This window comes from Streptomyces sp. NPDC058295 (assembly GCF_042880655.1).
Classification (GTDB): domain Bacteria; phylum Actinomycetota; class Actinomycetes; order Streptomycetales; family Streptomycetaceae; genus Streptomyces; species Streptomyces coriariae.
Genome location: NZ_JBHVYO010000066.1, coordinates 1 through 12,815, shown reverse-complemented (window position 1 = coordinate 12,815; position 12,815 = coordinate 1). Strand labels below are relative to the sequence as shown.

11 protein-coding genes are annotated in these 12,815 nt (G+C 73.0%); 3 read left to right on the top strand and 8 right to left on the bottom strand.

The genetic code is table 11. The features are described 5' to 3' along the window. Nucleotides 1–40: 40 nt before the first annotated feature. Nucleotides 41–1,459 (bottom strand): NAD(P)/FAD-dependent oxidoreductase, encoded by a 1,419-nt coding sequence (locus tag ACFVYS_RS39605; protein ID WP_389510164.1) that lies wholly within the window; start codon nt 1,457–1,459, stop codon nt 41–43. A 161-nt stretch (nt 1,460–1,620) separates the two neighbouring features. Then, a complete protein-coding gene (locus ACFVYS_RS39600; RefSeq protein ID WP_389510162.1) occupies nt 1,621–2,514 on the bottom strand; it encodes a TIGR01777 family oxidoreductase in 894 nt (297 codons plus the stop codon). Between the two features lie 71 nt (nt 2,515–2,585). On the opposite strand from ACFVYS_RS39600, the gene ACFVYS_RS39595 reads away from it, so the two are divergent. Then, a complete protein-coding gene (locus ACFVYS_RS39595) occupies nt 2,586–3,083 on the top strand; it encodes a GNAT family N-acetyltransferase (protein WP_389510160.1) in 498 nt (165 codons plus the stop codon). Between the two features lie 26 nt (nt 3,084–3,109). Here the strand turns inward: ACFVYS_RS39595 and ACFVYS_RS39590 are convergent, their stop codons facing one another. Beyond that, nucleotides 3,110–4,294, bottom strand: a complete 1,185-nt coding sequence (locus tag ACFVYS_RS39590; protein ID WP_054237954.1) for a MarP family serine protease — start codon at nt 4,292–4,294, stop codon at nt 3,110–3,112. 206 nt (nt 4,295–4,500) lie between these two features. On the opposite strand from ACFVYS_RS39590, the gene ACFVYS_RS39585 reads away from it, so the two are divergent. Together ACFVYS_RS39585 and ACFVYS_RS39580 are read left to right on the top strand one after the other, a co-directional pair. Next, nucleotides 4,501–5,361, top strand: coding sequence for a peptidoglycan recognition protein (locus ACFVYS_RS39585; protein ID WP_389510158.1), 861 nt, complete (start codon nt 4,501–4,503; stop codon nt 5,359–5,361). A gap of 72 nt (nt 5,362–5,433) precedes the next feature. Continuing rightward, nucleotides 5,434–5,853, top strand: coding sequence for a hypothetical protein (locus ACFVYS_RS39580; RefSeq protein ID WP_389510213.1), 420 nt, complete (start codon nt 5,434–5,436; stop codon nt 5,851–5,853). Nucleotides 5,854–5,866: 13 nt separating this feature from the next. On the opposite strand, the gene ACFVYS_RS39575 is transcribed toward ACFVYS_RS39580, so the two are convergent. From ACFVYS_RS39575 to sucB, 5 genes are all read right to left on the bottom strand, one after another. Continuing rightward, nucleotides 5,867–6,388 (bottom strand): DUF4240 domain-containing protein, encoded by a 522-nt coding sequence (locus tag ACFVYS_RS39575; protein ID WP_389510211.1) that lies wholly within the window; start codon nt 6,386–6,388, stop codon nt 5,867–5,869. 67 nt (nt 6,389–6,455) lie between these two features. Continuing rightward, on the bottom strand, nt 6,456–7,460 hold the full coding sequence (locus ACFVYS_RS39570) for a helix-turn-helix transcriptional regulator (protein ID WP_389510156.1): 1,005 nt from the start codon (nt 7,458–7,460) through the stop codon (nt 6,456–6,458). A gap of 325 nt (nt 7,461–7,785) precedes the next feature. After that, the gene (aceE, locus tag ACFVYS_RS39565; protein WP_389510154.1) at nt 7,786–10,491 is read right to left on the bottom strand and encodes a pyruvate dehydrogenase (acetyl-transferring), homodimeric type; all 2,706 of its coding nucleotides are present in this window, start codon (nt 10,489–10,491) and stop codon (nt 7,786–7,788) included. A gap of 305 nt (nt 10,492–10,796) precedes the next feature. Then, nucleotides 10,797–11,420 carry a GntR family transcriptional regulator gene (locus ACFVYS_RS39560; protein WP_020130030.1) on the bottom strand — a complete coding sequence of 208 codons (624 nt, stop codon included), beginning with the start codon at nt 11,418–11,420 and terminating at the stop codon, nt 10,797–10,799. Nucleotides 11,421–11,724: 304 nt separating this feature from the next. Beyond that, a partial coding sequence (gene sucB, locus ACFVYS_RS39555; protein WP_389510152.1) for a 2-oxoglutarate dehydrogenase, E2 component, dihydrolipoamide succinyltransferase occupies nt 11,725–12,815 on the bottom strand: 1,091 nt, incomplete at its 5' end.

The following is a 12,815-nucleotide window of genomic DNA, read 5'->3' as shown; positions in this document are numbered from 1 at the left end:
GGGCTGGGGGCGGAGCCCCCAGGGGTGTGTCGGCCACCGGTCACGCCGCTGCCTGCTCCCGCTGGGCCGTGGGCAACGGTTCGGCGGCGTGCAGGGAACCGGCGGCGCCCAGATCGGAGACGATCGCCGTCGCGGCCCGGTGCGCCGAGTGCAGCGCGCCCTGCACGGTGCTGGTGTCCCGGTGGTCGCCGCACACGTACAGGCCCGCCAGCAAGCGCACCGCCCGCCGCAGATCGTGCGGCGCCCGCATGGCCGGCACGGCCTCGGCGGTGTGGTGCACGGCCAGCGTCTCCCAGCGCGCGGTCGAGGTGCCGTACAGCCGGGACAGATGCATGCGTACGGCGGTGTCGACGCCCGGCGGCGGGGTGCCGAGGACCGTGGACGAGATCAGCGCTCGTCCCGCGGGCGCGCGGCCGGGGTCGACCCGGCTGACCACGGCCGTGTGCGCGACCGGCCCGCCCCGGTCGGCGTCCAGGAGCAGCGACGCACCGGTCTCGGGCGGATCGTCCGTCGTGTGGTGGACGACCGTCACCGGATGGAAGTCGGGCACCCGCAGCCCGGGCAGCAGCTCCGCCGCGGTGCGCGCGTCGGTGGCCACCAGCACGGCGCGGCAGCGGAACTCACCGTGTTCGGCGGTGGTCACCGAGGTCGTGGAGACCGAGGTGACCCGCACCCCGGTGTGCACGGTGCCCGGCGGCAGCGTCCGCGCGAGCAGCTCGGGCAGCACCTCGGCCCCGCCCTCCGGCAGCGACAGCCGGCCGGCCGCGAAGGCCCGCAGCGCGAGGTCCGCGCACCGGCTGGAGGTGGTGAGGTCGGGGTCGCAGAGCAGTGCGGCGAGCAGCGGACGCAGGAAGCCGTCGATCGTGCGGGCGGGCAGCCCACGGGCCGCGAGGGCCTGCGAGGCCGGCGACTCCGGGCGGCGCATCAGCCGTTCGGCGGGGGTGAGCGCGAGCCGGGTGAGCGCGGCGCCCAGCCGGGCCTGGTCCACGGCGCTGCCCAGCGGTGCCCCCGCCCGGACCCTGGGTGGCGGCGCCGGCCGCACCCGCGCGGCGGGGGAGCCGCCGGCGCGCGGCCTGGGCACCCCGCCCGGCCGGGGAACGCTCGCCAGGGCGCGTACGGCGTGCAGTGCGCCCCTTGCGCTCCCCGCGCCGGCCTGCGCGCCCGCGCGGTGATGGCGCCCGTCGCTGTGCAGCAGGACCCCCGGCGCGAACGGACGCAGGACGAGTGCGTCCAGCCCCGGTGTCAGGTCCAGTTCCGGATAGGCCGTGGACAGCAGCTGTCCGATGCGGTCGAGCCGGAACCCGTCGACCTTCTCCGTCGACATGCGGCCGCCCACGTAAGGAGCGGCCTCCAGGACTACGGTCGTTACTCCTGCGCTGGCCAGCCGGTGCGCGGCGGAGAGTCCGGCGACGCCGGCTCCCACCACGACGACGTCTGCCTGGTACGCGGGCTCAAGCACGTGCCCCTCCTCGAGGTTGCGCGGCCGGTGGAGACGTCATGCCCCCAACAGCCGTCCCGGATACCCGAGTTCGGGTCGAGGTTAGGGCCGTGATCGGTCAGGAACAGTCGCGCATGGACAGGGCACGGTCGCACGGCGGTCGCATACGGTCACGTGAAGGATCAGGCTGCCCGGATGGCGTCCTCGATCCCGGGGAACGCGAAGGTGAACCCGGACTCCAGCAGTCGCTTCGGCACCACCCGTGCGCTGCCCAGCACATCCCCGGCCATCTCGCCCAGCACCGAGCGCAGCACCGGCGCCGGCACCGCGAACAGCGTCGGCCGGTGCAGCACCCGCCCCATCGCCTCGGTGATCTCCCGGTTCGTCAGCGGCTCGGGCGCGGTCAGGTTGAACGGCCCCGACAGGTCGTCCCGGTCGAGCAGATGCCGGATCGCCGCCACCTCGTCGTGCAGCGCGATGTACGACCAGTACTGCCGGCCGTCGCCCATCCGTCCCCCGAGCCCCGCCGTGAAGAGCGGGAACAGCTTGCCCCAGGCCCCGCCGCCGCGCGCCACGACCAGCCCGGTCCGGGTGAAGACGGTACGGACGCCCGCCTCCTGGGCGGGGCCCGCGGCCGCCTCCCACTCCACGCACAGCTCCGGCAGGAAGCCGCTCCCGGCGGGCGAGCCCTCGTCCACGACCCGCTCGCCCGTCTCGCCGTACAGACCCATCGCGCTGCCGTTCACGAACACCCGCGGCCGTTCGTCGAGCGAGGCGACGGCCTTCGCCAGCGCCGTCGTACCGTGCACCCGGCTGTCGTGGATCCGCTTCTTGTACGCCTCGCTCCAGCGCCGGTCACCGACCCCCGCCCCGGCCAGATTGACCACGGCGTCGCACCCGGCGAGCCCGGCCGTGTCCACCTGCCCCTTTTCGGGGTCCCAGCGCACCTCGTCCGCGCCCCGGGGCGCATGGCGCACGAGGCGGACCACCCGATGCCCGTCCGCGGTCAGGGACCGCACCAGGGCGCTGCCGATCAGGCCGGAGGCACCGGCCACCGCGATTCGCTCAGGTTCCATGCGGCCATCCTGCCCGGTGGCCCGGAAAAACCCCGGTCCCGGCGCCGTCTCCCCGCCATAGGGTGACGGCCATGCCCGAACCTTCCACACCCCGCATCCGCACCGCACGGTCCGCCGACGCCGAGGCGCTGGCCCTCGTCGACCGTCTGACCTGGTCCCCGCTGCACGCGGTCATGCCCGAGCCGGAGCCGCCGTACGACCCCTTCTTCGACGAGCGCCACGTCCCCGAGGACCATCTGGTCGCGGAACTGGACGACCGTGTCGTCGGCTACGTCCGCCTCGGCCTGCCCACCCCGCTCGCCTGCAACGCGCACGTCCGGCAGATACAGGGCCTCGCCGTGCTCGAGGAGGGGCGCGGCCGGGGCGTCGGACGGGCGCTGGTCCGCGCCGCCCTGGAGGAGGCCCGCCGACAGGGCGCGCGCCGGATCACCCTGCGCGTGCTCGGCCCCAACACCCCGGCCCGCAAGCTCTACGCGTCCGAGGGGTTCGTCGTGGAGGGCGTCCTGCCGGAGGAGTTCCTGCTGGCCGGGGAGTACGTGGACGACGTCTTCATGGGGCGCCCGCTGTAGAGCGCCGTGCCGGAGCGCCGGCGGGCTCAGGAGGTCGCCAGCTTTCCGGTGTCCACCGCCTGCGTCGCCTTCGCCGCCCGCTCGGCGTCGCCCGCCACCTCGGCCGCCGTGAGCACGTACCCCGTCTCGTCGTCGGAGGTGGAGCGGGCGAAGACGACGCCGTAGACCCGGCCCGCGGTGGTCAGCAGCGGGCCGCCGGAGTTGCCGGGGCGGACGGTGGAGCGGATCGAGTAGATCTCCCGGGTGACGATCTCGTCGTTGTAGATGTTGCGGCCGGTGGCCTTCACCCGGTTCGCGACCGTCGCCGCCTGGAGGTTCAGGTCGCCGTCCTGCGGATAGCCGGCGACGACCGCCGAGTCCCCGCGCGAGGCGTCGTCGTCGAAGCTCAGGACCGGGGCCTTCAGGTCCGGCACGTACAGCACGGCCACGTCCTTGTCCGGGTCGAAGAGCACCACGCGCGCGTCGTACGACCGGCCCACGCCGCCGATCCGTACGGTCGGGTCGTCGATGCCCGCCACCACGTGCGCGTTGGTCATCACATGCTCGCTCGCGTACACGAAGCCGCTGCCCTCGCGGCCCTGGTCGCCCGAGACGCCCTCGATCTTCACCGTGCTCAGCTTGGCCGCCTCCGTCGCGCTCGGCGTGACGCTGTCGCCGGTGGGCTTGGCGACCTCGGCCGTCGACTCGTTCTCGAACGGGTTGAAGACCTGCGGGAAGCCCGCCTGGGTCAGCGCCGAGGTGGCCCGCGAGAACCAGGTGGGCGTGGTGTCCGGCATGGCGTCCTGCACGGCTCCCAGCAGCCGGGAGTCCCGTATGGACGACGTGACCACGGGGGACGAGGACGCGCCCAGCACGCTCGCCGCCACCCACGCCACGATGAGCACCGCCACCGCGTTCGCCGCCGCCCCGCCGACCCCGTCGGCCACTCTGAGCGGCCCGCGGTCCAGCTCCCGCCGCAGTCGCAGCGCCAGCCGCCCCGCCAACTCGTGCCCGGCCACCGCGGGGAGGAGCACCGTGACCACCGCCGTCACCGTCGCCGCCGTGGTCCCCGGTGTCACCAGGTCCATCAGCCACGGCAGGACCCACACGCCGATCACCGCGCCGCCCACGAACCCGGCGAGCGAGACACAGCCGGCCACCAGCCCACGCCGGTAGCCGGAGCCGGCGTAGGCCAGGATCACCAGCACCAGCAGGATGTCGAGCAGGTCCACACGGCCGCCTTTCTCTTGGAACCCCTGGTCGGTGAGTACGTGCGGGAAGGGCCCAGTGATCAGCTACCCATCGATCACCCGCGCGTGACCGACCGAACGGCCACGCATGCGTGCCACCCCGGAAAACGTCGTGGACCGGGACGATGGTTCCACCAGGTGGCACAGCACACATCGCGGACGGACCGGAACCGGTCGACAGTGGGTTCATGTGTGCCCTCCGACCGGCCGCCCGCGGCGCGCGGGGAACGCGAGGACGGCGCCCGGCGCGGATACCGGGCCCGCTCCTCGTGCTCCTGGGCTGCCTGCCCGGGCTCGCCGCCATGGCCGCCCTGGGACTGTGCGCGGGTGGCGTCGACGACGCCGCCACGGCCGCGTCGGGCCCCCGCTCGCCCGCCGCCCGCCCCGCCGCCGTCCACCCGGCGGTCCGGCCGCCCGTCGTGCCCCGCGCCGCCTGGCTGGACGACCTCGCGCGGCACGCGCAGCCGCCCCCGCGCTACGACGACAAGGTCGTCGCCGTCTTCGTGCACCACACCGACTCGCCCAACGGCTACGCCTGCGCCGACGCCCCCCGGATCATCCGCTACCTGTACGCGGGCCAGATCGGCGCCCGGGACTGGGACGACATCGGCTACAACTTCCTCGTCGACCGCTGCGGCACGATCTACGAGGGCCGCGCGGGCGGCGTCGACCGGCCCGTCACCGGCGCCCACACCCAGGGCTTCAACCACCGGACGGCCGGGATCGCCGCGCTCGGCACCTTCACCGCCGGGGTGCCGGTGCCGCAGGCGATGGTCGACGCGATCGCCGCCCTGACCGCCTGGAAGCTCGGTCTTGCCGACATCGACCCGCGCGCGGACGTCCGGCTCACCTCCAGCAACGGCCGCAGCCGGTACGCCGCGGGCACCACCGCCACCCTCCCGGCGCTGGCCGGCCACAAGGACGGCTACATGACCAGCTGCCCGGGCGCGGCCCTCACCGCGCGGCTGCCGGAGATCCGTGAAACGGCGGCCCGGCTCCAGGGCAGAACCTCCGCCCAGGCCGCCCGGAGTCTCACAGGAACCCCTTAGGCGGCGTTCAGGGTTCTCCCATCCCCGCGTCCTACGGTCATGCACAACACAAACCGACCGGAGGCGGGAATCATGAACAGCAGTCGTAACCGGTCCGCAGGGGACACGGGAAACCTGGGAAACGCGGGGAACACGGGAAACCTGGGAAACGCGGGGAACACGGGAAACCTGGGAAACACGGGGAACACGGGAAACCTGGGAAACACGGGGAGCGCGGGGCACACGGGAAACCCGGCCGGCACGGCGTACGCGGAAAGCTCGGGCGTCGCGGGCAGCGCCGGCACCACGGAGCGGAGCCCGGCCTGGGCCAAGGCCGCCCGCAGCCCCTGGACCGTGCTCTGCGCCGTCGCCGCGGTCGTCCTGGGCCCGGCCGCGACCACCGCCTCCGCTCTGGAGCAGGCCAACAAGGCGCCGATGCACCACGCGGTGCGGGTCGATCAGGCGCAGGCCTACATCCCGACGGACAGCGCCCGCCGCAAGCTCGCGGTGTGACCGCCGGCGCGGGTCACTCCTTGAAGCGCTGCCACAGCCGGGGATACCGCTCGGCCAGCGCCCCCTCGTTCTCGAAGGCGACCGGCGTGCCCTCGGGCTCGGCGGGCGGGGGCGGAATGCCCAGGTCCGGGGCGACGGTCCCGGTGAGCTGCTCGTAGGCCTCGTCGGCCGCGTAGCCGAGTTCCTCGGCGTCCCCGTCGATCTCCTCGTCGAAGTCGTCCAGCAGATCGGCGAGCGAGTCCGGGTCGCCGTGCAGGGCGCCCTCGAAGACCTCGCGGCCCTGTCCGATCAGCCAGCACCGGAAGAAGTCGAAGGCGTCGTCGCTGGCCCCGTCCAGCAGCAGCCAGGCAGCGCCCCACAGGTCCCAGCGGTAGGCGCGGTTGTAGCGGGACTCGAAGTGCCGGGCGAAGTCGAGCACGGAATCCGGGTCCAGCCGGAGCAGCCGCTCCACGAGCTGGTCCGCCTGCTCCTCAGGATCGCCCTCGGCGGCCTCGCGGGAGGCGTCCACCAGCTCCCAGAACTCCGTCTCGTCCATCACGCGTCCAGCATCGTGCCTCGAAGTGCGCCACGCACCCGGAGTGCCGGGGATTCCGGCGGGATTCTCACCCTTCCCGACGCCCGTAGAGCTCGGTCAGCCGTATCGCGTCCGCCGCGAACCGCTCCCGCAAAGTGGCCGGGGAGAGCACCTCGGCCTCCGGCCCCAGCGCCGCGAGCTGGGTGTGCGCCACCTCCTCCGACTCGACCCGCAGGGTGACCGTCACCCAGCCCGTCGCGTCCGGCTCCGGGACACCCGCCAGCGCGTCCCGGGCGGCCACCGGATCCACGGCGTACGGCAGGTCGCGCACCCCCGTCGGGGAGAGCCGCAGGACCACCTCGGCCCGCAGGATCGACCGCGCGAACCGCTCGGCCTGCTCGCCCCAGAACCCGGGCAGATCGAAGCCCTCGTCCCTGCTGAAACGATCCTTCATGGCCTCGACACCGACGAACCGGTCGATGCGGTAGGTCCGGAACGCCCCCGCCCCCGCAGCCCCCGTCCCCGCCCCGCAGACCCGGGCGCACAGGTACCAGACCCCTGCCTTGAGCACGAGCCCGTACGGCTCCAGCTCCCGCACCACCTCGTTCTCCCCGCGCCGGTAGCGGGCACTCACACACCGGTCGTCCCACACCGCGTCCGCGACCGCCGGCAGCAGGGCGGGCGCCGCCGGCTCCCGGAACCAGGCGGGCGCGTCCAGATGGAACCGCTGCGCCGCCGTACGCGGGGCGTCCCGCAGGGAGGGCAGCAGAGCCGCCGACACCTTCAGCCGCGCGGCCGACGCGATGTCCTCGAGACCCATCTCCCGCAGCGCCCCCGGTACCCCGCTCAGGAACAGCGCCTCGGCCTCATCGCGCCCCAGCCCCGTCAGCCGCGTCCGGTAGCCCCCGACGAGCCGGTAGCCCCCCGCCCGTCCGCGCTCCGCGTACACCGGCACGCCCGCCTCGGACAGCGCCTGCGCGTCGCGGGTGACGGTCCGCTCCGACACCTCCAGCTCGCGGGCCAGCTCGGACGCGGTCATGGTGGGCCGGGACTGGAGAAGGAGCACCATCTTGATGAGGCGGGCAGCACGCATGCGCTCATCTTGCCGGGTCGTGCCCCGCGCTCGGGTTGCACCCGGCCACGCGGTTCGCCCGCTCCCGTCACAACAGCGCGCGCGGCCCGGCCCGTCGTTCAGGGGCGCGGGGAACTGCGCGACCAGCCCCCACCGGCCCGCGGCCGACGCACGCCCGGAAGACGGCGAAACGGCGGCACGGCGAAACGGCGGCACGGCGAAACGGCGGCACGGCGAAACGGCGAGACGGACAAACGGCGAGACGGACAAACGGCGAGACGGCGAGACGGTGAAGGGCCCGGCGGGCTTCAGCCGCCGGGCCCTTCACCAACCGAAAACCCCGGGCTTACAGCCCGTAACGCTCGCGCGCTTCCTTCACTGCGGTGACCTTGACCTCGCCGCGCCGGGCCAGCTGGGCCAGCGCCGCGACGACGATCGACTCGGCGTCGACGCCGAAGTGGCGGCGGGCCGCCTCACGGGTGTCGGAGAGGCCGAAGCCGTCCGCGCCCAGCGAGGACCAGTCCTGCTCGACCCACTGCGCGATCTGGTCCGGGACCTGGCGCATGTAGTCGGAGACCGCGAGGACCGGGCCCTCGGCGCCCTGGAGGGCCCGACGGACGTACGGCTGGCGCTCCTCGCCGCGCAGGAGGGCCGCGTCGGCCTCCAGCGCGTCGCGGCGCAGCTCGGTCCAGGAGGTCGCGGACCACACGTCGGAGGCCACACCCCACTCCTCGGCGAGCAGCCGCTGTGCCTTCAGGACCCAGTGGATCGCCGTGCCGGAGCCCAGGAGCTGGATGCGCGGGGCGTTGGCCGCCGCGACCTCCACGCCCGCCGACTCCGCCGTGTTGAAGCGGTACAGGCCCTTGAGGATGCCCTCGTCGACACCGGGGGCGGCCGGCTTGGCCGGCTGCGGCATCGGCTCGTTGTAGACGGTCAGGTAGTAGAAGACGTTCGGGTCCTCGCCCGGGGCCGCCTCGCCGTACATCCGGCGCAGACCGTCCTTGACGATCGCCGCGATCTCATAGGCGAACGCCGGGTCGTAGCTGAGGGCGGCCGGGTTGGTCGCGGCGATGACCGGGGAGTGGCCGTCGGCGTGCTGGAGGCCCTCGCCCGTCAGGGTCGTCCGGCCGGCCGTGGCGCCGATGAGGAAGCCGCGGCCGAGCTGGTCGCCGAGCTGCCACATCTGGTCGGCCGTGCGCTGCCAGCCGAACATCGAGTAGAAGATGTAGAACGGGATCATCGCCTCACCGTGCGTGGAGTACGCGGTGGACGCGGCGATGAAGTCGGCCATCGAACCGGCCTCGGTGATCCCCTCGTTGAGGATCTGGCCGTTCTTGGCCTCCTTGTAGTACATCAGCTGGTCGCGGTCGACCGGCTCGTACGTCTGGCCCTTGGGGGAGTAGATCCCGAGCGACGGGAACAGGCTCTCCATGCCGAAGGTGCGCGCCTCGTCGGGGACGATCGGCACCCAGCGCCTGCCGGTCTCCTTGTCGCGGACCAGGTCCTTGACCAACCGGACGAAGGCCATGGTGGTGGCCACGTTCTGGGCGCCGGAACCCTTGTCGAAGGAGGCGAACGTCTTGTCGGCCGGGGCCGGCAAGGGGGCCAGGGCGTGCGTACGGCGGGCCGGGGCCGGGCCGCCGAGGGCCGCGCGGCGCTCCTGGAGGTAGCGGACCTCGGGGGAGTCGGCGCCCGGGTGGCCGTAGGGGACCACGCCGTCGACGAACTGCGCGTCCGAGATCGGCAGCTCCAGCAGGTCGCGCATCGCCTTGAACTCGTCCACCGAGAGCTTCTTCATCTGGTGGTTGGCGTTCTTCGACGCGAAACCCTCGCCGAGGGTGTGGCCCTTGACCGTCTGGGCCAGGATGACCGTCGGGGCACCCTTGAACTCCACCGCCGCCTTGTAGGCCGCGAACACCTTGCGCGCCTCGTGACCACCGCGGGAGAGGTGGAAACACTCGAGGATCTTGTCGTCGCTCAGCAGCTTCGCCAGCTCGGCGAGCGCCGGGTCCTTGCCGAAGAAGTCCTCGCGGATGTAGGCGGCGCCACGCGTCTGGTACGTCTGCACCTGGGCGTCGGGTACCTCGCGCAGCCGGCGGACCAGCGCGCCCGTGGTGTCGAGCTGGAACAGCTCGTCCCAGGCGGAGCCCCACAGCGACTTGACCACGTTCCAGCCCGCGCCGCGGAACTGGGCCTCCAGCTCCTGCACGATCTTGAAGTTCGCGCGGACCGGGCCGTCGAGGCGCTGGAGGTTGCAGTTGATGACGAAGGTCAGGTTGTCCAGACCCTCGCGGGAGGCGAGGGCGAGTGCCGCCGTCGACTCGGGCTCGTCCATCTCGCCGTCACCGAGGAACGCCCACACGTGGGACGCGGAGACGTCCTTGATGCCGCGGTGGGTGAGATAGCGGTTGAAGCGCGCCTGGTAGATGGCGGAGAGCGGGCCGAGGCCCATCGACACCGTCGGGAACTCCCACAGCCAGGGCAGGCGCCGCGGGTGCGGGTACGACGGGAGGCCGTCGCCGCCCGACTCCTGGCGGAAGTTGTCGAGGTGCTGCTCGGTCAGTCGGCCGTCGAGGAAGGCGCGGGCGTAGATGCCGGGGGAGGCGTGGCCCTGGATGTAGAGCTGGTCGCCCGAGCCGTCGGCCTCCTTGCCCTTGAAGAAGTGGTTGAAGCCGGTCTCGTAGAGCCAGGCGGCGGAGGCGAAGGTGGCGATGTGGCCGCCGACGCCGTGTTTGCTGCCCCGGGTCACCATCGCGGCCGCGTTCCAGCGGTTCCACGCGGTGATCCTGCGCTCCATCTCCTCGTCACCGGGCGCGGACGGCTCGGCGGCGGTGGGGATGGTGTTGACGTAGTCCGTCTCGAGCAGCTTGGGCAGCGCGATGCCGTTGCCCTCGGCACGCTCCAGCGTGCGGCGCATCAGGTATGCGGCACGGTGCGGCCCGGCCGCCTTGGCGACCGCGTCCAGGGAGGCCTGCCATTCGGCGGTCTCCTCCGGGTCCCGGTCGGGGAGCTGGTCGAGCGCGCTCGGCTGGATGGCCTGGGGGTCGGTCATGTCGCCGCCTTCCTCAGTCGAAGGGGGTTCCCTGTGAGGGTGATCCTGGGGTGCCCTTGGTCTTTGGCAGGACAGGGCGTGGGCTCCGGCGCGATGCCATGGGTGGCTTCGGCCGCGGCCCGTCGGCGACTGTAACCCCCTGATCGATGATCGATCAAAGGGTTGAAGGGCAAAACCTCTCGATTGCGAGAAAGTAGGCACGCGGTGCCTTTCGGGCAGGCACCCCGTGCCGCGTCAATTCGGGGTTTTCGCAGGTCGGAGCCCACGTATGAGCGCGTGTACGCTCCACTGAACCTGGACGGCCCCTACGCCCGGGGAGCACACCCGAGGACATGCGCCTTCACCAGCTCGGCGATCCGCGGGTCCCGCCGCCGGAACGCCTGGACGAGCTCCTCGTGCTCCTCCGCGTACGACTGCTGCACGGTTCCCAGCCAGCGGATCGACAGCGCCGTGAACACCTCGATGCCGAGGCCCTCCCAGGTGTGCAGCAGCACCGAGTTGCCGGCCGCCCGGACCAGTTCCCGGTGGAAACCGACCGTGTGCCGCACCTGGCCCGTGCCGTCCGCGTCGCGGTCCGCCTCGTACAGCGCGGCGACATGCGGTTCGAGGGCCGAGCAGTCCTCCGCGAGGCGCTGCGCGGCCAGTTCCGCCGCGATCGCCTCCAGGCCGGCCCGGACGGGGTAACTCTCCTCCAGGTCCGCGGCCGTGAGGTTACGCACCCGCACGCCCTTGTTCGGCGCGGACTCGATCAGCCGCAGCGACTCCAGCTCGCGCAGCGCCTCCCGCACCGGCGTCTGGCTGACCTCCAGCTCGGTCGCGATCCGGCGCTCCACGATCCGCTCGCCCGGCTTCCAGCGCCCGCTGACGATCCCCTCCACGATGTGCTCGCGGATCTGTTCGCGCAGCGAGTGGACGACGGGCGCGGTCATGTGGGCTCCTTTGAGGAGGGGCCGCACGGGCCCCCGGGGGCGTTTGACGTTTAGACAATACGGCCGGGGGCCCGCGGAGGAGAGGCGCACGGGGGCGCTTTCAAGCAGGTGAGACGAGACTTACACGCCCACACGGGGGCTCGGCTGTAAAGACCAGTACCGGACAGGTCCCGCTGCCGGCCGGGCCCGGAGCCGTGCCCCCGGTCGTGCTTGCGGCCGTGCCCCCGGTCGTGCTCCCGGCGACAGACGGAAGCCCCCGCCCGGAGAGTTCCGGACGGGGGCACCCGCTGTCGAGCCTTGGGGGTCAGAGGCCGAGTTCGACCTCGAACTCGCCGGCCTCCAGGATCGCCTTGACCGCGGTCAGGTAACGGGCCGCGTCGGCGCCGTCGACCAGACGGTGGTCGTAGGACAGGGTCAGGTACGTCATGTCGCGGACGCCGATGACCGTGCCCTCCTCCGTCTCGATGACGGCCGGACGCTTGACCGTGGCACCGATGCCGAGGATCGCGACCTGGTTCGGCGGCACGATGATCGTGTCGAACAGCGCGCCGCGCGAGCCGGTGTTGCTGATGGTGAAGGTCGCGCCGGACAGCTCGTCCGGGGTGATCTTGTTCGCGCGGACCTTGCCCGCCAGGTCGGCCGTGGCCTTGGCGATGCCGGCGATGTTCAGGTCGCCCGCGTGCTTGATGACCGGGGTCATCAGGCCCTTCTCGGAGTCCACCGCGATACCGATGCTCTCGGTGTCGAAGTAGGTGATCGTGCCCTCGTCCACGTTGATCCGGGCGTTGACGGCCGGGTGGGCCTTCAGCGCCTGGGCCGCCGCCTTCACGAAGAACGGCATCGGGGAGAGCTTGACGCCCTCGCGGGCCGCGAAGGAGTCCTTCGCCTGCGCGCGGAGCTTCATCAGCCGGGTGATGTCGACCTCGACGACCGAGGACAGCTGCGCCTGCTCGTGCAGCGCCTTGACCATGTTGTCGCCGATGACCTTGCGGATGCGGGGCATCTTGACGGTCTGGCCACGCAGCGGGGAGACCTCGAGCGCCGGGGTCTTCTTCGCGGCGCCCGCGGCAAGGCCCCCGGCAGTTGCCTCGGCGGCCGGAGCCGGAGCGGCGGCGGCCTTCGCGGCCTCGGCGGCGGCGAGGACGTCCTGCTTGCGGATACGACCGCCGACGCCGGTGCCCTTGACGGCGGCCAGGTCGACGCCGTTCTCGGCGGCGAGCTTGCGCACCAGCGGGGTCACGTAGGCGCCGTCGTCACCCGCGGGAGCGGCGGGCGCGGGGGCGGCCGGGGCGACCGGAGCCGGAGCGACCGGCGCGGGGGCCGGAGCGGCCGGCGCCGGGGCCGGAGCGGCCGGCGCCGGAGCGGCGGCGACCGGGGCGGGCGCCGGAGCCGGGG

Bases quoted from the DNA above. Each gene is read 5' to 3' on its own strand.
- ACFVYS_RS39600 (WP_389510162.1), bottom strand. From the start codon at position 2,514: ATGGAACCTGAGCGAATCGCGGTGGCCGGTGCCTCCGGCCTGATCGGC.
- ACFVYS_RS39595 (WP_389510160.1), top strand. From the start codon at position 2,586: ATGCCCGAACCTTCCACACCCCGCATCCGCACCGCACGGTCCGCCGAC.
- ACFVYS_RS39585 (WP_389510158.1), top strand. From the start codon at position 4,501: ATGTGTGCCCTCCGACCGGCCGCCCGCGGCGCGCGGGGAACGCGAGGA.
- ACFVYS_RS39580 (WP_389510213.1), top strand. From the start codon at position 5,434: ATGAACAGCAGTCGTAACCGGTCCGCAGGGGACACGGGAAACCTGGGA.
- ACFVYS_RS39575 (WP_389510211.1), bottom strand. From the start codon at position 6,388: ATGGACGAGACGGAGTTCTGGGAGCTGGTGGACGCCTCCCGCGAGGCC.
- ACFVYS_RS39570 (WP_389510156.1), bottom strand. From the start codon at position 7,460: ATGCGTGCTGCCCGCCTCATCAAGATGGTGCTCCTTCTCCAGTCCCGG.
- aceE (WP_389510154.1), bottom strand. From the start codon at position 10,491: ATGACCGACCCCCAGGCCATCCAGCCGAGCGCGCTCGACCAGCTCCCC.
- ACFVYS_RS39560 (WP_020130030.1), bottom strand. From the start codon at position 11,420: ATGACCGCGCCCGTCGTCCACTCGCTGCGCGAACAGATCCGCGAGCAC.